A 23,006-nucleotide genomic window follows, 5' to 3' on the forward strand; every position below is an offset into this window, starting at 1 on the left:
CTTACGCCTCCTTTTTCTGCTTGTCGCGGGCGGCCTTTGCGGCAAGCGCCGCGCGGACCTTGGCCGCTTTCTTGGGATCCATGGCGGCGAGCTTTGCCTCCATCTCGGCAGCCTTGAGCGCGGCCTTCGCAGCAGCTTCATCGTGCTGAGCATCGGAGCCGGTTGCCGCAGCGGGCTGAGCGACGGCAGCGCCCGCAGCATCGCCAGCGCCCGCAACGCCCTCCCCCGCAGCAGCAGCGGCGGCGGCGGCCTTTTCGGCCGCGGCCTTGCGCGCCTTGGCCTCGGCGGCGGCACGGACCTTCATGGCCTTCTCGCGTGCGGCCTTTACCTCGGGCGTGATAACGCTCATGGGCTCGGCAGTCGAAACCTGGTAGAAAAAGCCCTTAAAGTCGAGCTGCATGTCGGTGATGGCAAGACCAAACAGGTCGTGCGCTTCGTTCTCAAACGGGAATACCGCCGGATAATACGAGCTGATGGACGGAATCTCCTGGTACTGGTCGATGCCCTCAACCACCAGGTTCTCGATCGCATAGCTGCCGTCCTGCACAATATGCTCCTGAGCAGCACGAACGTTGATAAACGTATAGAGCAGGCGATACGAGCCGTCATCGACGTTGCGCTCGGCGTGCATTTGCACAAAGCGCGCGCCGACACCCTTGAGCGCCTGGACATGCGACAGGAGCTCGTCGATCCCGACGGTGGTATAGATTGCCTTTTGCATTACTCGGCCTCCTTTGCAGCGGCGGGTGCGGCGGGCGTCCCAGCGGGCGTGTCACCGGCACCATCAGCCCCGGCCCCCGCAGCCACAAACCCGTCCTCGCCCAGCTCAACGCCACCGTCCCAGGTAGCGGCACCGCCCACGGTAAGCGGATCGCCGCCGGCGCGCATCACGGCCTCCTTCTGGTCCAGGATGCCGCACGCCTCCACGATGGCGTCGATCACCGTCTCGGGACGAATGGCGCACCCGGGCGCGTACACGTCCACGGGAATTGCGCGGTCCACGCCGCCGATCACGTTGTACGCATCGCGGAACACGCCGCCCGAGCACGCGCAGATGCCGCACGCCACCACGCACTTGGGCTCGAGCATCTGGTTGTAGATCTGGCGCACGACGGGCAGGTTCTGGGCATTGACCGACCCCGTCACCAAAAAGATATCCGCATGCTTGGGGTTGCCGGTGTTGACCACGCCAAAGCGCTCCGCATCGAACAGCGGCGTGAGCGAGGCCAGCACCTCGATATCGCATCCGTTGCAGCTCGAGCCGTCGTAATGAATGACCCACGGCGAGCGCGACATTTTATGATCCATGGATGCCGCCTCCTAAATAAACACGTCGACGAGGATGGGCATAAGGTTGAGCAGGCCAAACACCAGCGCCACGCCCCATCCGAGCCTAAAGCAGCTGCGCCAGGTGCTGCGTGCGAAGGTGTTGTCGATCAGGACCTCGACAAAATACGTCGCGGCCATCACGACCAGGGCTACAACCCAGCTCACGGGGTTGTCCCAGACAAAGAACATGCCCACCCACATCAAAAACAGCACGGTCTCGCACCAGTGCATAAGGGTCATCTTGGCCAGCGTGCCGCCGCTCATCTCGGTGGCGACACCCTGGACAATCTCCTGATGCGCGTGATGCGAGTACGAAAGATCGAACGGCGACTTGCGCAGCTTGATGGTAAGCACCGCGAGCAGCGCGAGGAAGATGGGCGCGCTGTACACGATGATGGGGGCCGACTGCCCCGTCACGGCGATAGAGTCGAAGCTATCAGTGGCAAGGTACAGGCCCACGCTCATCAGCAGAACGGCGGGCTCGTAACTCATAACCTGCAGCAACTCACGGTCGGCGCCAACCTGGGCAAACGGACTTTGCGTCGAGGCGGACGCCAGCACCACAAAGATCGCGGCGAGCGTAACCATAAAGGCGCACAACAGCGTGTTGGAACCCGACACAAAGATGCCGCCGCCCACGACGGTAAAGATGAGCGCACACGCCATGTAGGTATCGTCCATGGTGTTTACGCTGGCGGGGGCCTTGCGCAGCAGCTTGGCAACGTCGTAGAAGGGCTGCAGCAGGCGCGGGCCCACGCGGCCCTGCATGCGAGCCGAAAGTTTGCGGTCAAGGCCATCGATCAGGCCACCAACCAAAGGCGCCAGCAGGGCAAACACCACGGTACCAATAAAGATGCCCACGACGCCCGAACCTTCAAAATACTTGCCGCGCAACACCGAGGGCGCGCTCATGGCAAGTCTCTCGGGCCCAATCCACGCGCAACACAGCAGCGCAAACAAGATAATGCTGCAGCACACGACGCTGCCCACGGGGCCAATACGCTTCTCGCCAAGAGCGTCCTCCGAGTACCAATTGCGCTTTTCGGCCTTCACCTCGTGTCCCATCGAGCCGCGGAAATGGCGATATTTGTCGGTTCCCACACCCGAAAGATATACGTTGACGTGCGGCTTGTTGCTCACGCGGAATGAAGTCAGCAGCACCACGGCGATAAAAGCCACGATAACCACCATCAGATACATGGCGTCCTTGCCGATAACGTACGGCACGCGTCCAAACACCATGGCCAAGCAAGGCGACACCAGACCGCTCGAGATAACCGGGAACGCCACGCAGCACAGAATCAGCAGCGCGGCGATGGTGTTGAGCGCCATCCATTCGGTCTTATGGACATTGACCTCAACGTTTTGAGCCGTGGGGTCGACGCCCGAAAGCTTGGCAAGCCACTTGCCCCAGAAGAAGAACGTCGCGGCCGAGCCAAAGGCAAGCACCATGATCATGAGCACGTTGCCGGTCTGCGCAAACGCCACCAGGGCGCCCCACTTGGACACGAGCATGCCAAACGGCGCCACAAACATGCCCATGATGCCCAGCATCATCAGGCGCGTCAGGTGCGGCATGCGGCTGAACATGCCGTCCATGTCCTCGATATTGCGGCTGCCGATATGATGCTCGGCGGTGCCCACACACAGGAACAGCAGCGACTTTGCCACCGTGTGGAACAGGATCAGGAAGATGGCCGCCCATACGGCCTCGGGCGCGCCGACACCCAGGCAGGCACTGATGAGGCCCAAGTTGGAAATGGTGGAGTACGCGAGCACGCGTTTGGCGTTGCTCTGCGAGATGGCCATAAGGGCAGCAAGCAAAAACGTGATGGCACCCACACTCGTGACCATAAAGCCGGTCACGGGATAGATGGCATAGAGCGGGCTCAGCTTGACCATCAGGAACACGCCGGCTTTGACCATGGTGGACGAATGCAGCAGGGCGCTCGTGGGCGTGGGGGCAACCATGGCGCCGAGCAGCCAGGTATGGAACGGCATCTGCGCGGCCTTGGTAAGGGCGGCGAGCGACAGCAGAACGACCGGCATCACCAGCAGCGCGGATTGCGCGGTTCCGGCGCCGGAAAGCTCGATCATGCCCGAGATGGTCAGCGGCATGCCGTTAACGTGCAGGTACATGAGTCCGGCCAAAAACGCGATGCCGCCCAGCATGTTGAGGATGATCTGGGTGAAGGCGTTCTTGATGGCCTCGGGCGTGCGCGTGTAGCCAATCATGAGGAACGAGCACACGGTGGTGATTTCCCAGCCGCAGAACAGCCACTCAAGGTTATCGCTCGTCACGATGACGAACATGGCCGAGAGGAACAGGAACATAAGCGCCAGGAACTGCGGGCGACGGTCGGGCGCGGTCTGCCCGCGCAGCGCGGCCTCGTGCTCGTCATGGGCCTGGAAGTCCTTCATGTAGCCCAGGGCATACACGCAGATTAGGCTGCCGACGATACCGACGGCGAGGACCATGATCACACTCATGTAGTCCAGGTAGAGCGGCGTCGCCGTGACGGCTTCGGCCGCGGGCAACGTCATGGCTGCAAAGGCGAGCGAGCCCACCAGCTGGACTATGCCGAGCACCGTGGTGAGCGCGTTCCTATATTTGTACGCGTTGTACAGGATTACGGCGCACAGGATGACGTCGATGACGGAGCTGATGATCGAGAGCACATGCGAGGTGCCGGAGGCAACCTCAAAGCTCTGCGGACCCATGCCACAAAACATGACGGCGACTACAACTGTCACCGCCATAATAATGCCGGAACCTATGAGCCCCACCGCATCGCGGGCGCGGTCGCCGCGCGCGAACAGCATGCCCAGCGCCGGTACCAGCGGAAACAGGGTAAGGAAATACAGTAGCGTCATACCATCACTCCCCCATGCAAAAACGCTGCAATTGTTTAACGTTATAGCTCAATTGATGAGTAGCGGCAGCGGGTTTTCGGTCAACTGGGGAGTTTTAGGCATACGGGGCAAGGAGTCTGTCCGCATTGGAGTAGAGGGGCGGCAAGAAAAATGCGCCCCTGTGGGCGCACCATCCCGTTCGCTATTCCGCCTTTTTAACGCGCGGCTTGCGACCCCGCGGCTTATCGACCAGTGCGGACTCACCGCTCTCGCGATACTGGCGACACCAAGCCTTGACCGAAGACTCGCTGGGAATCTTGTGCTTAATCATGGCCTCGCAAACCGTTAAGCCGTTTTCCAAGCGGTCCTTGACCACGGCGAGCTTAACTTCGTACGAATAGGTGTGATGATGCGAACCGGCATTGAGAACGGCGTCGGCACCGCCCACGGCATACGCGCGGGCCCACTGACGAGCCGTGGCTTGGGGAATGCCAAGCTCCGCGGCGAGAGCGCGATGACCGACCCCCTCTTGGAGGATCTCGACGGCGCGCTGCCTAACCTCGGGCGCATGCGTGCGAGTCCTAGTTGCTTCCGACATACCTGCCACTTCTTAGCCTTAACCGTTAATCTGCTTTCTTACGTGCAAGTTAGATAGTAGCATTTTACTGTTTGCTCAAAGCAGTTAATTAAAATAGACGCGGCGTTATCTGGGCATTTGGCACCAAATTACGACATTTCTTTATCGATTATTTACGCTGGTAGCTGACTCGCAGCTAATCGTCATTCGCTTGTCAACAAAATTGGCATCTCTTTATGTCCTTTGGTATAGAAGATATAGTTATTAACCCCTCCCCCAATAATTTTGAGTAATCTGCAAGGCAGCAGACGTCCTCACTCCTCATGATTACCGCGCATTGCCATCCACCGGAGCAAAACAAAAGGGCGGGACCTGCTGCGCTTGCAGGCCCCGCACCGATTGACACCCGACGGGACGCAGTCGGGCGAGGCGGATCCGTGCTACCGCCCCGCTTGGCCGCGAAGTTAACTACAGCTCGTTGGCCGCGTGATATGCCGTGCGGATGGCGCTGGCAATGTCGGCGGTGCGCTCGCCCGAGCAGTCGCCCACGCAGGTCACGGGCACCGTTACGCCGTCCAGGTCAAACATGTTGGCCTTGGAACCCACGGCCATCACCACGTAATCGCAGGCGATCTTCACCGGCTCCTCGGCGCCGTCTTCGGCGGTACGCACAGCCTCCACGCCCTCGTCGGTAATGGCGGTCAGGCGGGTCTTCACGTGCTGCTCCACGTTGTGCTCTGCAAAGTCGCTCATAATCAGCGGCAGAATGGTCTCGGACTCGCCCGCGGCAATCTTGTCGAGCATCTCCACGATCGCCACCTCGCAGCCGTGCTGCAGCAGATACTCGGCAGTCTCGGTGCCCACCAGGCCACCGCCAATGACAGCGACGCGGCCGTTGAGCTCCGCCTTGCCGGCCAGCACGTCCCAGCTCGAGACGACCTTCTCCGAGTCGGCGCCCGGAACGGGGATGACCACGTCGTGCGCGCCCACGGCCACAATCGCGGCGTCGGCGGCGTTGAGGTCCTCAGCGGTAGCGGCATGGCTGAGCTCAACCTTCACGCCCAGGCCAGGCAGAATCTTCTCGTAGTACTCGACCGAGCGCATGATCTCGTCCTTGCGCGGAGGCGCAGCCGCCAGCACAATCTGGCCGCCCAGATGATCGCTCGCCTCGTAGACGGTCACGTCGTAGCCGCGCTTGGCCGCCACGCGCGCGGCCTCCAGGCCGGCGATGCCGCCGCCCACCACGGCGATCTTCTTGTCGCCCTCGCCCGGCTTGATGGCGATGGTCGCCTCGTCACCGTTCTCGGCATTAAGCACGCACGAGATGTACTTGCGGTTTTGAATCGCGTCGACGCAACCTTTGTTGCAGTTGAGGCACTCGCGGATGGGCTCACCCGTGGCGGCCTTCAGCGCAATGTCGGGGTCGCACATGAGCGAGCGGCCATAGGCGATGATGTCGGCGGCGCCGTCTTCCAGAATCTTCTCGCCGGCCTCGACCGAAACCACGCGGCCCACGGTTGCCACCGGCACGGAGACCAGGGCCTTGACGCGCTCGGCCACGGGCAGCGTCCAGTTGTAGGGCATGGCGCCCATGGGCGGAATGGTGTCGCCCATGTTGCCGGTGTGGTTGGCCTGTGCGACCTGGATCATATCGATGCCCGCGCCCTCGAGCAGCTTGGCGAACTCGCAGGCCTCGTCGGGCTGTAGGCCGCCCTTGCCGCGCGGCGTGCCGTCGGGGTTCTCCATGATCACGGGGAGCTTGTACTCCACCATCAGCTGCGGCGCGGCTTCCTTAATGGCAGCGACGACCTCCAGCGCGTAGCGAACGCGGTTCTCGAAGGAGCCGCCGTACTCGTCGGTGCGCTGGTTGAGGATGGCCGAGCACAGCGAACCCACCAGACGATCGCCGTGGACCTCGATGGCGTCGATGCCGGCCTGCTGCGCACGGGCGGCCGAGGCAGCGATGGCCTCCTTGATCTGGGTGAGTTGCTCTACGCTCGCCTCGTTCACAAAGTGCTGCATGTCGTGATGCAGCTTGGCGTAGGCCTGGTTGCGGATCTCGTTGGACTCGGCCATCTTGGCGGCAAAGGTCTCCTCGTCGCCGGCGGCCTTGGCCTCCTGCGCGGCCTTGGCGGCAGCCATGGAGCCCATGACCATGCGGCCGACACCGGGCACATCGTACTCGGGGTGGAACAGCTGCAGCGCGACCTTGGCGCCGTGCTTGTGGACGGCATCGGCCAGCGCCTTAAACGTGGGGATCTGGGCGTCGGTTGCCAGCTTGGGCGTGGGGCTTGCGGTCATGACGGGAGCAACGTCGCCGATGACGATGTAGCTCACGCCGCCACGGGCCAAGCGCTCGTAAAAAGCCAGGCTGCGCTCGCCGATGGAACCGTCACGCTCCTCGTAGCCGGTGGTCAGCGGCGGAAACATAATGCGGTTCTTGAGCTCAAGGGGGCCAACCGTAATGGGCTGGAGCAGCTTGGATGCAGGTGTGGTCATGGACATTCCTCTCTTGTAGGCGCGGCGGCGATGATGCCGCGTAGTTGTCTAGAGGATATGGCATGGGAGCACGGCGGCACAACGGAAATCGGCGAATATCAGGTGGCGGCAGGTGGATGGGGCAGAGCGGCCCGTCGGTTCGTCTCAATCTGTAACAGTTACTCGGCAAAACCGGGTCTTACTGTTACAGATCGAGATATTCCCCTCGACCCAACCTCAACAATCTCAATCTGTAACAGCTAGACCCACTTTTGACCCCTACCTGTTACAGATCGAGACAAACCAAACCCGCCTGCTAGAAAATCTCAATCTATAACAACAACTCGGCAAAATCCGTCCCTCGTGTTACAGATTTAGACAAACGAAGACCGTCCTGCCGAAACATCTCGATCTGTAACACCTAGCCGCCCAAATCGGGTCTAGATGTTACAGACCGAGATTTTGTTTGAGAGGCCAAGAATTGGACCGAAAACACGGTCCCGCAATAACAAAAAAGCTCGCCGGCTAGGCCGACGAGCTGCAAGTTCTTGGTCGCGGGGGCAGGATTTGAACCTACGACCTCCGGGTTATGAGCCCGGCGAGCTACCAGACTGCTCCACCCCGCAATGTCTGGGCGCCTCATGTGCGCAAGGAAGAATATTACGTGGGAGTTCGGTAAACGGCAAGGAAAATCTCGTAGAGCATAATTCCTTCATATTTAAACCCCTCAGCCCCTATCATCGTAAACGAATCGCAGCCGAGCGCCGTCGACGGCGCGTATACAATGGTGCGCGTCCTTTTATGCCAACACCGGGAGTAGACATGCTGCTCGCTATCGATATGGGAAACACGCAGACGGCCATGGGTCTGTTTGACGGAGACGAGCTGGTGCAGTCGTGGCGCATGCCCACTGACCGTTCCTATACCGCCGACGAGATCCACGTGCGCCTGATGGGCTTCTTTAAGATGTACGACCTCTCGCTCGACGCGGTCGACGCGATTGCCTTCGCCGGCGTGGTGCCGCAGCTCTCGCGCGAGTGGCACACCGTGGCCGACCGCATCGCGGCAGACGCCATCGTCATCGGCCCGCAGACGGCAGCCGTGACTAAGCTACGCGCGGCACGCCCCCAGGCCGTGGGTGCCGACCGCATCGCCAACGCCGTCGCGGCCGAGACCTTCTACGGCGCGCCAGCGATCGTGGTGGACTTTGGCACCGCGACCAATATCGACGTCATCGACGAGGACGGCTATTACATTGGCGGAGCGATCGCGCCGGGCATCCGCATCTCCATGGACGCGCTTGCCGCCCGTGCCGCCAAGCTCGCCAGCGTGCCGCTCGAGGCGCCCGAGCACGCCATCGGCCGCGACACCGAGGAATGCATCAAGGTCGGCGCCGTGATGGGCGCCGCCGCCATGGCCGAAGGCCTGGTCGCGCGCATGAAGCGCGAGCTGGGGCGCGAGGACGCCACCGTTATCGCCACAGGCGGTCTCGCCGGCATCGTCGCCGGCTCGACCGATGCCTTCGACGTGGTAGACGGTCAACTCACCATCAAGGGCATCTGCGAAATCTACCGCCGCATGCAGGAGCTAGGATAGAGCAGGGGCTTAAGTCGAGCACGTCCGATGCCACAGCCCCCGCAAACGTTCGCCAAGCCTATTCCTCAAAATCGAAAAATTTTCAGTTTTGAGGAATAGGTCCGAGGTGCTACCCCGCAGTCACGCAAAGCCCTCCCCGGTGCAAGCCGAGGAGAGCTTTCGTTGTCATCGTTATCTTTGAGCGCGGGCGCCTCGCGTTACAGTCCGCGAATTCGTACAGCCTCGGGCGGAAACTCCTGCTCGCCGGCATCGGTCTTGATGGTGGCGCGACCCCAGATGTCCAGGCCCGCAAACACACCGACCGCAAGCGGCAAGCCGTTGGGAGACACCGCCGCAACCTGGCGGCCCAGCAGCGGCACCATGTCGAAGTACTCGCCCAGCACGGGAGCCAGCGGCCCTGCGGCGCCCTGCGGCGTGTTGGCAACAACCGCCCAGGCGTCCACGCGGGCCAGCATGGCGGCGGCCAACTCTTCGACCAGCGCTTCGTCGGCCATATCCACGCCAAGCTCGCTCAGCGCCGCACGCTCAATATCAACCGTCACCGCGGCAAACATGCCCGCAGCACCGGCACCGCCGTTGACAGCGACGCGCGCGAGCGACGTCTCAAACGCGGGCGCGCCGCACACGATGTCACTCGGCCACTGGATGCCCACTTTGCCGGCAAGCCCCAGGCCCGGCGTTGCGGCCGTGCCCGCGAGCGCGTCCATCATACCCATTGCGGCCACAAACGGCAGGCCGTGGAAGGCGTGCATGTTCACATCGGGGCGCACGACCAGCGAAAACATCAGCGATGCATCGCCCGCGCTCCACGCGCACCAGCCCGCGGACATGCCCTCGCGGCCCGCGTCGCGCGCCGCGTCGAGCTCGGTGCCAGCGGCAACAGCATTCATCTCGATCATCTACATACGCCCCAATTCGCCCACGATATGGCCCACGCGGTCCTCGGGCTCCTTGACCTCGACGCCGTTGTAGCGGAAGAACCGCGCCGGGTCGTGCATCAGGTCCTCGAGCGGCACCAGCACAAAATCGCGTTCGCCGATCAGCGGATGCGGCAGGCGCAGCTTTTTGCCGCCGTGGGTCTCGCCGTCCATCCACAGCAGGTCCAGGTCGATGGTGCGCGGACCGTTGGCCTTGGCCTTTTTGGAGCGGTCGCGTCCCAGCTCGGCCTCGATCTTCATGAGCTCGTCGAGCAGCACCAGCGGCGCAAGCTCGGTCTTGATCTCGATGACGGCGTTGGCAAACGCGTCCTGGCGCGTCTCGTAGGCAGGCTCGCTCTCGTAAATCTTGGAGGAGTTAGACACGCAGGTGAGTGGAATCTCGGCGATCATCTCGCGTGCGGCGCGGATGTTGTCGCAGCGATGCCCCAGGTTGGAGCCCACGGCCACAAACGCGCGGCGCGGCTGTGGCTTGGCAACCGCCCAGTAGCCGTTCAGGAACTGCGCAAAACCCGCGGCGTCGTGCACGCGCACGATGTTGGCACCGGCCTGGATGGCGCCCAGGCACACGCCAAACGTGGCGGCATCGCGCTCGGCGGCCTCGGTCACGCCCGAGACGGCGCCCACAAAGCGCTTGCGCGACACGGCGCACATGAGCGGATAGCCCAGTGACGCCATCTTGGCAGTCTCGCGCTGGATGACGATGTCCTCGTTAGCCGACTTACCAAAGCCCGGGCCAGGATCGATGCAGATGCGGTCGCGCGACACGCCGGCATGGATGAGCGTGCGGGCCTGGTCGGACAGAAAGCCCATGACGCGGCGCATGATGGGCGCCGAATCGGGCAGGGTGAAGCGGCGGAGCTGCGAGGTGGGCACATAGGCTTCCTCGCGGCGGGCGCTGCGGCGCATCATGGCGGCCAGGCGGTCATTGGACTCCGATGCGGCCTCGGTGGCCTCGGGCGCAGCCTCGGGCGCGGGCGCAACGGTCTCGGCGGCAGCGGCCTGCTCGGCGGCCGGCGTCTCCTGCCCCAGCTCGGTTGCAGACTCGGACGTGGGCTCCGGTTCGCCAAACGGCAACGAGGGCTGCACCACGCCGCCCGGAAGCTTGGCCTCAACCTTGGGCTCACCCAGCAACTTGCCGCGACGGCGGCGAGCCGGCTTCTCAGCCTCACGCGCGGCCTCGGCAGCCGCCTCGCGCGCCTTCTCGGCAACAAACGCCGCTGCCGAGGTATCGAGCTGCACCGTTGCGTGCGTGCGGGCGGGCGCGGCGACCTCGCCGGCATGCATCACGATGACGCCGCAGGTGCTCGTCTTAACAAACTCGACCATCTTGGGATCGGTGAAGCCGGTCACGTCGTTGACGATCGAGGCGCCGCAGCGCACGGCCGCCTTGGCAACCGCCACATGACGCGTGTCGATCGAGACGATGGCGCCCTCTTTGGCCAGCGCGCGCACCACGGGCAGCACGCGGCGAGCCTCCTCGTCGGGGTTGACCGGGGTAAAGCCAGGGCGCGTGGACTCGCCGCCCACATCGATGATGTCGGCACCGGCGTCGAGCATCGCCAGGCCGTACTCGATGGCGGCATCCGGGTCGAAGTGCTCCCCGCCATCGCTAAACGAATCGGGCGTCACGTTGAGGACGCCCATGATGCGCGGACGGTCAAAGCTGAGCTCATACTTTCCGCACCGCCATGTCTTGCTGTCGTTCGCCATGAACATCCTCCTAAAATGCCCACGCCGCCGAGCTTGGGGAGCTGGCGGCGGGGTCGCTTTGCACTCAGTCTTTCTATTGTATCCGCGCGCGCGGGCTAGAACGCAAACGCGGCCGCGATGTCGCAAGAAATCAGCAGGTCGGCATTTGCATCCTGATCGGTGGGAGCAAGATTGCAAATGGCCAGCGTATCGCCGGTAAAGTAACGCGTAAGGCCCGCCGCCGGATACACCACGAGCGAGGTCCCGCCCACAATGAGGGCATCGGCCGCGGCGATGGCGGCAACGGCGCCGGTCAGCACGTGCTCATCGAGCGGCTCCTCGTAGAGCACCACATCGGGCTTGATGCGGCCGCCGCACGCGGGGCACGCAGGCACGCCCGCGGCGTCCTCGTGCTCGCGCGAGCAAATCCACTCGGCGCTATAGACCGCGCCACACGACTGGCAAATGTTGCGATGGACCGATCCGTGCAGCTCAAACACGCGCCGTGAGCCGGCCATCTGATGCAGGCCGTCGATATTTTGCGTCACCACGGCATTTAGCTTGCCGGCGCGCTCCAGCTCGGCCAGCTTGGTGTGGCAGCGATTGGGCTTGGCGCCAAGCGCGATCATCTTGGTGCGGTAGAAGTCGAAGAACTCGGCCGGATGCGCCTCGTAAAAGCTATGCGACAGCATGGTCTCGGGCGGATAGGCAAACTGCTGGTGATACAGGCCGTCCACGCTGCGGAAATCGGGGATGCCACTTGCCGTGGAAACACCAGCGCCGCCAAAGAACACCACGCGCTTGTGGGTATCGAACAGCTCCGCCAGCGCGGCGGAGGCCTGTTTGGAGTCCGTTATCGCCTGCGTCATATGAGTCCTCCGTCCTTGTTGGTCGGGCAACGTCGGGCGACATCCCGGCATGCGGCCTTTGAGTCAGCACGTGCGGAGCCCACCCCGCCCCTGTTGCGCTAATCTTAAGCCTGCAAACCCCGTCGAAAGGACACCATGCCTCAGACTTACACTTTCGCCTCGTGGAACGTCAACGGCCTGCGCGCCGTGCTCAAAAAGGACCCGAGCTTTATCCAGATCGCGCAAGAACTCGACGTCGATATCCTGGCGTTGCAGGAGACCAAGCTGCAAGAGGGCCAGGTCGATATCGACCTGCCCGGTTATCACCAAACCTGGAGCTACGCCGAGCGTAAAGGTTATTCGGGTACTGCGGTCTTTAGCCGCCAGGAACCGCTGCGCACGTTGCACGCCGATGCGCTGCTACCCTACGCTAGCGAGGGCGAAGCGACCGAGCTCGTCGCCCAGGCCGCAACCGAGGGCCGCGTCTGCGCGCTCGAATTCGACAAGTTTTGGTTTGTCGACGTCTATACGCCCAACGCCCAAAATGAGCTCGCGCGCATCGATGTACGCATGGCCTGGGACGATGCCTATCGTAGCTTTTTGAGCGCACTAGAGCGCGAGACCGGCAAGCCCGTGGTGACCTGCGGCGACTTTAACGTGGCGCACGAAGAGATCGACCTTAAGAACCCCAAGTCCAACCGCGGTAACGCAGGCTTTTCGGACGAGGAACGCGGCAAGTTTACCGAGCTGCTCGACGCCGGTTTTACCGATACCTGGCGCGCGGCAAACCCCGACGTCGAGGGCGTCTACAGCTGGTGGAGCTATCGCTTTAATGCCCGCAAGAACAACGCCGGCTGGCGCATCGATTACTTCCTGGTGAGCGACGCAATCGCCGGCAATGTGCGCGACACCGGCATCCGCGGCGACATCTTCGGCAGCGACCACTGCCCCGTCACCCTCACGCTAGAGCTCTAGCCCCAAGTAATTCCTCTAGGGGACAGAGGAAAACAGATCATGTGACCCCTCTCCCCCTATAAGTTGCGGTGGAATAGTTCCTGTTTGGGCAGCAAATAGCCAAAAACAAGAACTATTCCACCGCAAGTTCGTGAGGGAACGCGAAATGCCCTACAGCCCGTATTTCACGACGACACGGTTAATGCGACGGCACCAAGGCTTGTACAAGGCGGCCAAGAACACGCAGGTCGCGAGGCCGTGTGTGATATCGAACGGCACTGCCGTGACAAGACGCGCCACGGCTCCCGCCCACGTGAGCGGCTGCACAAAACCAATGATGTCATACGCGTTGATCACGACGCCATAGAGCAAGCCCGACGCAAAGCCGTACGCCAGTAGCGCCGGCAATCGCACGGTGCCGTCGGCGCGGTCGAACGCGCCCGCATGCGCCAGCGCGCCGCCAACATAGCCAACCAGACCCCAGGCATACATCTGCCATGGCGTCCACATGCCCTGTCCAAAAAAGAAATTGCTGGTCAGCGCTGCCAGCGCACCAACCATGAAGCCGTTGCGTCGACCCAACGTCGCCCCCGCGATAATGGCGATGGCACTCACCGGTTTAAAGTCGGGAATGGGCCCAAACAGGATGCGCCCCGCCGCCGCCAGCGCCGCCAGCACCAACGTGGGCATAATCTGGCGCAAACCCGGACGAGATGCCTCGTAACCCGCAAAGAACAGCGCGAGCACGAGCGCCACCACAACCAGCATGGCAAGCGCTGCCTGCTCAATGCCTGCCAGCAATGCTGCGGCCATTACCGCCGGCACCGCCAACAACAGCGGAATCTCAAGTTTTGTGAGTAGGCGCGAGGCGCGAAAATCCGCCATCCCATCACGCCCTATAGAACACGTTGTCGGCAAAGAAGTCGGCCGGGGACTCCATGCAGGCAATCTCACCGTCAAACATCATGGCAACGTCATCGGCAACCTGCTCGGCAAAATCCAGATCGTGCGTGGCCATGATGACGGTGCCGCCAAGCTTCGCATGGTCACGCAGGGCGCGGGCGATGATGCGGCGGCTCTCCAGGTCCAAGCCCTTCGTGGGCTCGTCAAGCAGCAGCAGCTCGGGGCCGATCAGCAGCAGCTTCGCCAGTGCGAGCAGCTGGCGCTGTCCGCCCGAGAGGTCGTAGGGGTGGCGCGTCTCCAGGCCGTCCAGCCCCAAGCTCGCCGCGCGCTCCCGCGCCACGGTCTCGTCATATCCGCAGGCTGAAGCCCATTCCATCAGCTCGTCGCACACCGTCTCGGCAACCAGCAATGCTTTGGGATTCTGAGGCAGCAACGCCGCCGAGGCCGCTCCGCGCACCATGCGGCCGCGCTGCAGCTTGGCGGTCTTCGCCAGCACCGAGAGCATCGTCGACTTACCGCATCCGTTGCCGCCCACGATCGCATGCACCGCACCGGCCGAAAACGCCACGTCGAGCCCACGCAGCACCCAACCGCCCGCTCGATCGTAGCGAAACCAGCCTTCCGACAAGGTGGTAGCCGACCCGCCGTACATTTTTTGGAGTATTCTGCTTCCATCCGTGCGCGGGAACGCTTCCGAGCCGTTCTCGAGCGACGTTTGCGCCACAAATTCGGACGATTTGTCCAATTCCAAACTTTTTTTCGCGCTCGATACGTCCCCGGGCGGCTCCAGAGAGCCCAAATTGTCCTCACGTCTGCTGAATACTCCGTTTTTTGCACATCGGATGGCACCCCACCCCAACATGTCGTCGGAAAACAGCGATTCTCGGCGTCCCAAAGAAGCCATATCCGCCACCTCGCGCACGCGACCGTCCTCAATCCGGTACGCACACGTCGCGTATTCGAGCATTGGGCGCGGCTGATGCGTCGCCACAACAACCGTGCAGCCCAGCTCGCGATTCACACGAAACAGCGCGTGCAGGAAATTCTTCTCCGCAACCGGATCAAGCTGAGACGTGGGCTCGTCGAGTAGCAGCACACGCGGACGCAGCGCCAGGACGGCGGCAAGCGACAGCAGCTGCTTGCGGCCACCCGAAAGCGTATCGGTATCACGATGAAGCCAGTCCTCCAGACCAAAGAAATAGCTGGTCTCGGCAACACGGCGGCGCATCTCGTCGCGCGACACACCCAGATTCTCTAGGCCAAACGCCATCTCGTGCCACACGGTCTCGCACACAATCTGGTTCTCGGGATCCTGAAACACATAACCCACGCGCTCCGCCGATGCCCGCACATCCATGTCGGCGACGGGCTCGCCCAGCACGCGCAGTTCGCCAGTGCGCTCGCCCGCTGGAGCGATCTCGGGCTTGAGCAGCGACAGCAGCGTCGACTTGCCCGAACCGGTACCGCCAACAAGCAGCGCAAACGCACCTTGGGGAACAGACCAGTCGAGCCCCTCGAGCACCGCAGCATCAGCATCGGGGTAGGCAAAGCTCAGGCTCCGCACCTCAATCGCCGGCGCGGCCGAGCCATATGCCACACCCGCCGCCGAGCTCCTATCCAACCGAGCCATCAGCCAAACCTCTTCTCATCAATCGCGTGCAACGCGCAAGGCAGCACCATCCAGGCAACGTACACGACATAGCCCGGCCACGGCGCCGGCACCGAGAGCTGCGGATAAAACGAATACTGCGTCGTCGCGGTCCACGCCACCGCCACCGCGGCAGCACCAAACAGCGCGAGCCCGACCAGCGCGGCAACGTCGCTGCGCCCCAGTCGATACCGCGCATACGTCGTACGACGCGTCGCGGCACCCCACCCGCGCGAGCGCAGCGCGTCCGCGCGCTCCAGCGAATCTTCCATGCCCCAGCCCATCAACACGCTCGACGCCCGCAGGCGCGAGCGCACGGGATCGGCCGGCGCACGCCCCGGTACATCAATCGCGCCCTGCACCGCCAGCACCGTGCGGCCGCGGCGCAAAAACTGCGGGATAAGCCTCATGCACATCGAGATCATGAGGGCAATCACCGGTGCGGCATTGCCCAGCAGCGCGAGCACCTTGTCGTATTCGAGCATCGACGCCGCGGCCTCAAACCACAGCACGCTCGCCACAAACAGTCCGCCCATGCACAGGCCATATACCATGCTCTCCAGATACACCGCGCGCATACCAATACGGAACAGCTCCGTCGAGCCCGAGGCGCTAAACAGCGGATTGACCAGCGCGATAATCAAAATCACCGGCAGCTGCCAGCGAAGCGCCCCCAACGTGCGCGCAGCACCGCGCGTCGCAAGCCCGTACGCCAGCCCGCCCGCAAGCGACAGCGCAATCAGCACCGGCTGCATCGAGAACATGGTGAGCCCCAGCGTCAGCACTATATAGAGTGCCGGCACAGCCGGATGCGACATCGAGAACGCCGCGACGGGCTCGCCGCCAAACTCCTCTTGTATGTTGTTCACGGGCACCCCCGTCCCCTCGCTCAAACGATAGCTCCGCAGCACCGCCAACGCCGCACGCAAGCAGCACAAACGTCACGCCGTCGGCACCGACATCGGCCCTCACGCATCAATCGTTACGCGCTCAACATATGCCTGCGGTATCATATTGCGCCGTGTATCGTTTCCAAACACACGTCTCTATAACGTAACAGGAGATCACATGGACGCAACCGCAATTATCCTCGCTGCCGGCGAGGGCACCCGCATGAAGTCGAACCACTGCAAGGTTTCGCACAAGATCCTGGGCAAGCCCATGGTTCAGTGGATCGTCGACGCCACCATCAAGGCCGGCTGCAGCCGCGTCGTGGTCGTCATCGGCAGCCACGCCGACGAGATGCGCGCCCTCATCGACGGCGCCTACGCCAGCAGCGCCACCAAGGTCGAGTGCGTCGAGCAGACCGAGCGCCTGGGCACCGGTCACGCCGTGAAGGTCGCGCTCGAGGCCTGCGGCATCACGCAAGGCCCCGTCGTCGTGCTCAACGGCGACCTGCCGCTCATCACCGCCGACACCGTCGCCAAGTTCGCACAGACCGTCGCTACCGGCAAGCTCGCCTGCACCGTCATGACCATGACCCCGCCCGACCCCTTCGGCTACGGCCGCATCAAGCTGGGCGCCGACGGCCAGATCGAGCGCATCATCGAGCAGAAGGACTGCACGCCCGAGCAGGCCGCAACGCTGCTGGAGTGCAACGCCGGCTGCTACGCCTTTGACGGCGCGCAGCTCGCCGCCCACATTAACGAGATCGGCAACGACAATGCGCAATCCGAGTACTACCTGCCCGACATGTTCGAGATCCTCAAAGGCCATGGTCAGGCAGTCTCCATCTTCCACTGCGACGACTACCGCGACGGCCTGGGCGTCAACAGCCGCATCCAGCTCGCGCAGCTCACCGCTATCGCGCGCGACCGCATCAACGAGCACTGGATGGCCGAGGGCGTCACGTTCATCGATCCCACGCAGGCCTGGATCGGCCCCGACGCCGTTATCGGCCGCGACACCGTCGTGTGGCCGCAGACGCATCTGATCGGCCACGTCACCGTGGGCGAGGAGTGCCAGCTCGGTCCCAACAGCCGTCTCACCGACACCACCGTCGGCAGTGGCTGCACCATCGATGAGACCATCGCCATCGAGGCCGTCATCGAGAACGGCGTCGACTGCGGCCCGCGCGCCTACCTGCGCCCGGGCACCCACATGCTCGACGGCTCCAAGGCCGGCACGCACGTGGAGATCAAGAAGTCTACGATCGGCGAGGGCTCCAAGGTGCCGCACCTGTCCTACATCGGCGACACCACCATGGGCTCCGGCGTCAACGTGGGCGCGGGCTCCATCACCTGCAACTATGACGGCGTGCACAAGCACAAGACCGTCATCGGCAAGGACGCCTTCATCGGTTCCGACACCATGATGGTCGCGCCCGCCCAGATCGGCGACGGCGCGCTCGTGGCCGCCGGCTCCGTCATCACCGAGCCGGTCCCGGCCGACGCACTTGGCCTGGGTCGTGCCCGCCAGGTAAACATTGAGGGCTGGGCCGCCGATTACCGCCGCCGTCTGCACGAGGACGACGAGGTATAACGTTTTACCAAGCATCTAAGGAGCTGTTCCCATGGGGGCGGCTCCTTTTTCTATCGTGACCTGCGCAACCGGATGAGTGGTCGGTTCGTGTCCGTTGACGGTAAAGACGTTATCAAGACCCGATTAACCCCGTCGCGCGGTTACAATGCAACAAGGCATCTATATGGCATTCGATATAAAGGAGAAGGGTAATGCCGATTAATGATCCCGAGAAGTCGGAGAATATGCGCAAGTCCATCCGCGTGTATTCCGGTTCCTCCAACCGTCCCCTCGCTCAGAAGATCGCTGAGTACCTTGGGGTCGAGCTTTCGGGCCTTACGCTAAAGCAGTTCGCCAATGGTGAGATTTACGCCCGCTACGACGAGACCGTCCGCGGCGCCGACGTCTTCCTGATTCAGTCCGTGGCCGGCGGCAACGTCAACGACATGCTCATGGAGCTGCTCATCGCCACCGACGCTGCCAAGCGCGCATCCGCCCGCTCCATCACCGCCGTCATCACCCACTACGGCTATGCCCGCCAGGACCGCAAGGCCGGCCCGCGTGAGCCCATCACCGCCCGCCTCGTCGCCAACCTGCTCGAGCGCGCTGGCGTCAACCGCATCATCACCCTCGACCTGCACCAGGGCCAGATTCAGGGCTTCTTCGATATCCCGGTTAACCACCTGTCCGCGCTGCCGCTGTTTGGCCAGTACTACAACGACATGCACTTCGACACCGACAACCTGGTTGTCGTCTCCCCCGATGTGGGCCGCGCCAAGGCCGCCAAGAAGCTGTCCGACATGCTCGGCTGCGACCTGGCCATCGCCCACAAGGGCCGTCCGCGCCACAACGCCGCCGAGGTCATGGGCATCATCGGTGACATCAAGGGCAAGACCTGCATCATCAACGACGACATGATCGACACCGCTGGCACCCTGTGCGCCAACGTTAAGGAGCTCAAGGCTATGGGCGCTGGCGATATCTACGTCTGCGCCACCCACGGTATCTTCTCCGGTCCGGCCATCGAGCGTCTGAACGACGCCCCGATCGTCGAGTGCGTCGTCACCGACGCCATTCCCGTCGAGGTCGGCGGCAAGATCAAGACCATCTCGGTCGCCGAGGAGTTCGCTCAGGCCATCTCCGCCGTTTACCACGAGGAGCCCGTCTCCACGCTCGTCGGCGGCGACTTCGCGCTGTAGTCGCATCGTCCTTGTAACCCGGCGCATCGCCGTCGGAACAGAAGAAACCCCCGCGCTCCCCCTTGCTTCGCAAAGGTCGCGCGGGGGTTTCTTCTGTTCCGACGGCTCGCTCTGCCGCGGCCGCGCTTTTGTCTGGTGGGATTTCGCTGAAGCAAAGCCTCGCCTTCGGCGGGCGTGGTAGCCTTTGTCGTTGATTGAACTATTTGTGTAACGGAAGGACAAATATGGCAGCTGCACAGCCGCTTAAGATTCGCATGGTTGCCGGACTTGGCAACCCTGGCGAGGAATATGCCGAGACCCGTCACAACGCTGGTTTCAAAGCAATCGACGAGCTGGCCCGTCAGGCCGGCGTCACGTACTGGAAAAACCAAGCAGGCGCCGAGGTCGCGCTCATCAACATCAACGATCCCGAGGAAGAGGGCGGTAAGCGCCAGATTGTACTGGTCAAGCCGCAGTCGTATATGAATACCTCGGGTGGCCCCATCTCCAAGCTCTGCCGCGAGTACAAGATCAAGGCCGAGGAGCTGCTCGTAATCCACGACGAGCTCGATATTCCCGCCGGCGACGTCCGCGTTAAGGTGGGCGGCGGCCACGCCGGTCACAACGGCCTGCGCTCCATCATCGACAAGATGGGCAGCCGCGACTTCAGCCGCATCCGCACCGGCATCGGCAACCCTCCCGGCAAGATGGCCGTCGCCGACTACGTTCTTAAGCAGCTGCGCGCCCGCGAGGCCGAGGATTTCCAGGACACCTGCGCCCGCGCGGCCGACGCCGCCGGCCTGGCGATCGTGCACGGCGTGGTCTATGCCCGCGACCATGTCAACGGCGCCGCCTCCGCCAACGGCAAGCACTAAAACCTATCATTTAGGAACAGGTTTATTTTGGCAGGTTTTACCTGCGGAAACGCCCCAGTTGCGGCATCGCAATCAACCGCGCGCCGACATACATGCATAGCACCCCAAAGGGGGCCGGCCTCATCACAACCCGAGGCCGGCCCCCTTTGCCGTTTTACCTGATAAAACTGACCAAAATAAACCTCTCCCCTTTGGTAGGCCAAAGTGGATAAACCCTGCTCCCAACAGCCGAAGACACACGTAAGTGACATGTCCATGAGGGTATAATTTGCACCGTATGTCTGCACAACGCCTGTGCGCGTACGGTTTTATTCGGGCTACCGTCCATTTCCGTGGAGGCACGGTTCGGCGGCCCTAACAAGAGAGGGGTTCTATGTATAAGATCCTGGAGAAGACGCAGTTCTCGGAGAAGGTGTTCAAGTTCCGCATCGAGGCGTCTGCAATCGCCAAGCATGCGCACGCTGGACAGTTCCTCATGGTTCGCGCCAACGAGACGGGCGAGCGCGTCCCGTTTACCCTGGCCGGCTGGAACGGTGACGAGGGCTGGGTCGAGTTCATCTTCATGGTGATCGGCAAGACCACCGAAATGCTTTCCACCTACGAGGCCGGCGAGTCGCTGCGCGACGTCGTGGGCCCGCTGGGCGTTCCCACCGAGATGGCCGAGGGCCCCTGCGCCGTCATTGGCGGCGGCGTCGGCCTGGCAATTGCCTTCCCGGTCGCCAAGCACCTGGTCGAGACCGGTCACGAGGTGCACGCCATCATGGGCGCCCGCACCAAGGACCTCCTGCTCATGGAGGACCAGTTCCGCGAGCTCCTCGACGAGGACCACATCCACATCACCACTGACGACGGTTCCTACGGCGAGCAGGGCGTTGTTACCGCTCCGCTGGAGCGCCTACTGCAGGACAAGGCCGTGAGCCAGGTCTTCTGTGTCGGCCCCGTTCCGATGATGAAGTTCTCGACCCTCACCGCCCAGAAGTACGACACCCCCATCACCGCGTCCCTCAACCCCATCATGGTTGACGGCACCGGCATGTGCGGCTGCTGCCGCGTCGAGGTGGGCGGCGTGACCAAGTTCGCTTGCGTCGACGGCCCCGACTTCGATGCCACCCTGGTCGACTGGGATGACCTTCGTGCCCGCCAGGCCGCTTACCGTTCCGAAGAGGGCGAGTCCCTCAAGGCCTATGAGGAAAAGAGCTGCGCATGCCACTAGTTAACGGTCGTTTCGTTGCCGATATGAAGTCGCCCCGTACCCCCGATAACGAGGAGCCGGCTGCCGAGCGCGCCTGCGACTTCCGCCCCGTCGACAAGGGCTTCACCGAGGAGATGGCGCTGGCCGAGGCCGAGCGCTGCCTCAACTGCAAGAAGCCGTTCTGTGTTGAGGGCTGCCCCGTCAACATCAACATCCCCCGCTTTATCGAGCAGATCCGCGCGAAGGACTTCGGCGGCGCCCTCGATACCATCCGCGAGGACTCCATGCTTCCCGCCATCTGCGGCCGCGTCTGCCCGCAGGAGAACCAGTGCGAGGGCAAGTGCATCCGTGGTAAAAAGTCCGAGCCCGTGGCCATCGGCCAGCTCGAGCGCTTCCTGGGTGACCGCCCCGAGCTCGCCTCCACGCCCAAGATGGCTCCCAAGAACGGCAAGAAGGTCGCCGTTGTCGGCTCCGGCCCGTCCGGCATCACCTGCGCCGGCGAGCTCGCCCGCAACGGCTTTGACGTCACCGTCTTCGAGGCCTTCTTCACCGGCGGCGGCGTGCTGGTCTACGGCATCCCCGAGTTCCGTCTGCCCAAGGCGGTCGTCAAGCGCGAGATTGACGGCCTGGAGGACATGGGCGTCAAGTTTGAGTACAACTCCGTCGTGGGCAACATGGCCACGGCCGAGGAGCTGTTCGAGCAGGGCTTCGACGCCATCTACGTGGCGACCGGCGCCGGCCTGCCCAAGTTCCTCAACGTCCCCGGCGAGAACCTGCCCAACGTCTTCTTCGCAAACGAGTACCTCACCCGCGTGAACCTGATGAAGGCCAACAAGTTCCCCGAGTACGACACCCCCACCAAGCACGGCAAGAACGTCGTTGTCTTTGGTGGCGGCAACGTGGCTATGGACGCCGTCCGTACCGCCAAGCGTCTGGGCGCCGAGCACGCCATCATCGCCTACCGTCGTACCGAGGACGAGATGCCCTGCCGTCGCGCCGAGCTGCACCATGCCAAGGCCGAGGGCGTCGAGGTTCTGCCGCTCGTCTCCCCGCTCGAGTTTGTCGCTGGCGAGGACGGCTCCGTGTGCGCCGTCAAGGTCCAGAAGATGGAGCTCGGCGAGCCCGACGAGTCCGGCCGTCGTCGCCCGGTGCCCATCGAGGGCGCCATCGAGGAGATCCCCTGCGACGTCGCGATTTCGGCTATCGGCACCAACGCCAACCCCTTCGCAAAGAAGATCGGCGGCAAGATGGAGCTCAACAAGTGGGGCTACATCGTCGCTGACGAGGAGACCGGCCAGACCACCGATCCCCGCATCTGGGCCGGCGGCGACATCGTCACCGGTGCCGCTACGGTCATTCTGGCGATGGGCGCCGGCAAGAAGGCTGCCGCTTCCATCACCAAGAGCCTGCTGGGCGAGTAATCACCTGCAGCGCTAGCCACCAAACGGCAAAGTCCCCGTCGAGCACACGCCCGGCGGGGACTTTTTC

General features: G+C 63.0%; 18 protein-coding genes and 1 tRNA gene. 7 read left to right on the top strand and 12 right to left on the bottom strand.

The window, feature by feature from the left end; translation table 11 throughout:
- Window position 1: 1 nt before the first annotated feature.
- The 6 genes from AAAX77_RS01015 to AAAX77_RS01040 form a co-directional block, all read right to left on the bottom strand.
- The gene (locus AAAX77_RS01015; RefSeq protein ID WP_349104334.1) at window positions 2-721 is read right to left on the bottom strand and encodes an NADH-quinone oxidoreductase subunit C; all 720 of its coding nucleotides are present in this window, start codon (window positions 719-721) and stop codon (window positions 2-4) included.
- Window positions 721-1,308: an NADH-quinone oxidoreductase subunit NuoB gene (gene nuoB / locus AAAX77_RS01020; protein WP_349104335.1), complete on the bottom strand. Its 588-nt coding sequence runs from the start codon at window positions 1,306-1,308 to the stop codon at window positions 721-723. Before nuoB ends, AAAX77_RS01015 begins: the two co-directional genes overlap by 1 nt.
- A 12-nt stretch (window positions 1,309-1,320) precedes the next feature.
- Window positions 1,321-4,203, bottom strand: coding sequence for a proton-conducting transporter membrane subunit (locus tag AAAX77_RS01025; protein ID WP_349104337.1), 2,883 nt, complete (start codon window positions 4,201-4,203; stop codon window positions 1,321-1,323).
- 181 nt (window positions 4,204-4,384) lie between these two features.
- On the bottom strand, window positions 4,385-4,780 hold the full coding sequence (locus AAAX77_RS01030) for a transposase (protein WP_349104338.1): 396 nt from the start codon (window positions 4,778-4,780) through the stop codon (window positions 4,385-4,387).
- A gap of 447 nt (window positions 4,781-5,227) precedes the next feature.
- Window positions 5,228-7,258 carry a bilirubin reductase, long form gene (bilR, locus tag AAAX77_RS01035; protein WP_349104339.1) on the bottom strand — a complete coding sequence of 677 codons (2,031 nt, stop codon included), beginning with the start codon at window positions 7,256-7,258 and terminating at the stop codon, window positions 5,228-5,230.
- Window positions 7,259-7,786: 528 nt separating this feature from the next.
- Window positions 7,787-7,863, bottom strand: a tRNA-Met gene (locus AAAX77_RS01040).
- 196 nt (window positions 7,864-8,059) lie between these two features.
- Here AAAX77_RS01040 and AAAX77_RS01045 point away from each other — a divergent pair.
- On the top strand, window positions 8,060-8,833 hold the full coding sequence (locus AAAX77_RS01045; protein WP_349104341.1) for a type III pantothenate kinase: 774 nt from the start codon (window positions 8,060-8,062) through the stop codon (window positions 8,831-8,833).
- 197 nt (window positions 8,834-9,030) lie between these two features.
- Here the strand turns inward: AAAX77_RS01045 and AAAX77_RS01050 are convergent, their stop codons facing one another.
- The 3 genes from AAAX77_RS01050 to AAAX77_RS01060 all read right to left on the bottom strand — a co-directional run bounded on the left by AAAX77_RS01050 (window position 9,031) and on the right by AAAX77_RS01060 (window position 12,329).
- Window positions 9,031-9,732 (bottom strand): hypothetical protein, encoded by a 702-nt coding sequence (locus AAAX77_RS01050; protein WP_349104342.1) that lies wholly within the window; start codon window positions 9,730-9,732, stop codon window positions 9,031-9,033.
- Complete coding sequence (gene folP / locus AAAX77_RS01055) at window positions 9,733-11,481, bottom strand: dihydropteroate synthase (RefSeq protein WP_349104344.1); 1,749 nt, start codon at window positions 11,479-11,481, stop codon at window positions 9,733-9,735.
- 95 nt (window positions 11,482-11,576) lie between these two features.
- Window positions 11,577-12,329 carry an NAD-dependent protein deacylase gene (locus AAAX77_RS01060; protein ID WP_349104346.1) on the bottom strand — a complete coding sequence of 251 codons (753 nt, stop codon included), beginning with the start codon at window positions 12,327-12,329 and terminating at the stop codon, window positions 11,577-11,579.
- 135 nt (window positions 12,330-12,464) lie between these two features.
- Here AAAX77_RS01060 and AAAX77_RS01065 point away from each other — a divergent pair, with 135 nt between their 5' ends.
- Window positions 12,465-13,283: an exodeoxyribonuclease III gene (locus AAAX77_RS01065; RefSeq protein WP_349104347.1), complete on the top strand. Its 819-nt coding sequence runs from the start codon at window positions 12,465-12,467 to the stop codon at window positions 13,281-13,283.
- A gap of 150 nt (window positions 13,284-13,433) precedes the next feature.
- Here the strand turns inward: AAAX77_RS01065 and AAAX77_RS01070 are convergent, their stop codons facing one another.
- From AAAX77_RS01070 to AAAX77_RS01080, 3 genes are read right to left on the bottom strand one after another with little or no spacing between them, the layout of a single operon-like run.
- A complete protein-coding gene (locus AAAX77_RS01070) occupies window positions 13,434-14,147 on the bottom strand; it encodes a DUF6580 family putative transport protein (RefSeq protein ID WP_349104349.1) in 714 nt (237 codons plus the stop codon).
- 4 nt (window positions 14,148-14,151) lie between these two features.
- Window positions 14,152-15,795: an ATP-binding cassette domain-containing protein gene (locus tag AAAX77_RS01075; RefSeq protein WP_349104350.1), complete on the bottom strand. Its 1,644-nt coding sequence runs from the start codon at window positions 15,793-15,795 to the stop codon at window positions 14,152-14,154.
- Entirely contained in the window at window positions 15,795-16,682 is an 888-nt protein-coding gene (locus AAAX77_RS01080; RefSeq protein WP_349104351.1) for an energy-coupling factor transporter transmembrane component T, read from the bottom strand. Before AAAX77_RS01080 ends, AAAX77_RS01075 begins: the two co-directional genes overlap by 1 nt.
- A 199-nt stretch (window positions 16,683-16,881) precedes the next feature.
- Between AAAX77_RS01080 and glmU the strand changes: the two genes are divergently transcribed.
- The 5 genes from glmU (at window position 16,882) to gltA (ending at window position 22,939) form a co-directional block, all read left to right on the top strand.
- Window positions 16,882-18,294: a bifunctional UDP-N-acetylglucosamine diphosphorylase/glucosamine-1-phosphate N-acetyltransferase GlmU gene (gene glmU, locus AAAX77_RS01085; protein WP_349104353.1), complete on the top strand. Its 1,413-nt coding sequence runs from the start codon at window positions 16,882-16,884 to the stop codon at window positions 18,292-18,294.
- Window positions 18,295-18,485: 191 nt separating this feature from the next.
- Window positions 18,486-19,472, top strand: coding sequence for a ribose-phosphate pyrophosphokinase (locus AAAX77_RS01090; RefSeq protein WP_089573682.1), 987 nt, complete (start codon window positions 18,486-18,488; stop codon window positions 19,470-19,472).
- A gap of 224 nt (window positions 19,473-19,696) precedes the next feature.
- Window positions 19,697-20,326: an aminoacyl-tRNA hydrolase gene (gene pth / locus AAAX77_RS01095; RefSeq protein ID WP_006235792.1), complete on the top strand. Its 630-nt coding sequence runs from the start codon at window positions 19,697-19,699 to the stop codon at window positions 20,324-20,326.
- Window positions 20,327-20,699: 373 nt separating this feature from the next.
- Window positions 20,700-21,539 carry a sulfide/dihydroorotate dehydrogenase-like FAD/NAD-binding protein gene (locus tag AAAX77_RS01100; RefSeq protein ID WP_349104354.1) on the top strand — a complete coding sequence of 280 codons (840 nt, stop codon included), beginning with the start codon at window positions 20,700-20,702 and terminating at the stop codon, window positions 21,537-21,539.
- Window positions 21,530-22,939: an NADPH-dependent glutamate synthase gene (gltA, locus tag AAAX77_RS01105; RefSeq protein WP_022094914.1), complete on the top strand. Its 1,410-nt coding sequence runs from the start codon at window positions 21,530-21,532 to the stop codon at window positions 22,937-22,939. Before AAAX77_RS01100 ends, gltA begins: the two co-directional genes overlap by 10 nt.
- Window positions 22,940-23,006: the final 67 nt, after the last annotated feature.

Origin of the sequence: Collinsella sp. CLA-ER-H6 (assembly GCF_040092305.1) — a bacterium.
Lineage (GTDB): Bacteria > Actinomycetota > Coriobacteriia > Coriobacteriales > Coriobacteriaceae > Collinsella.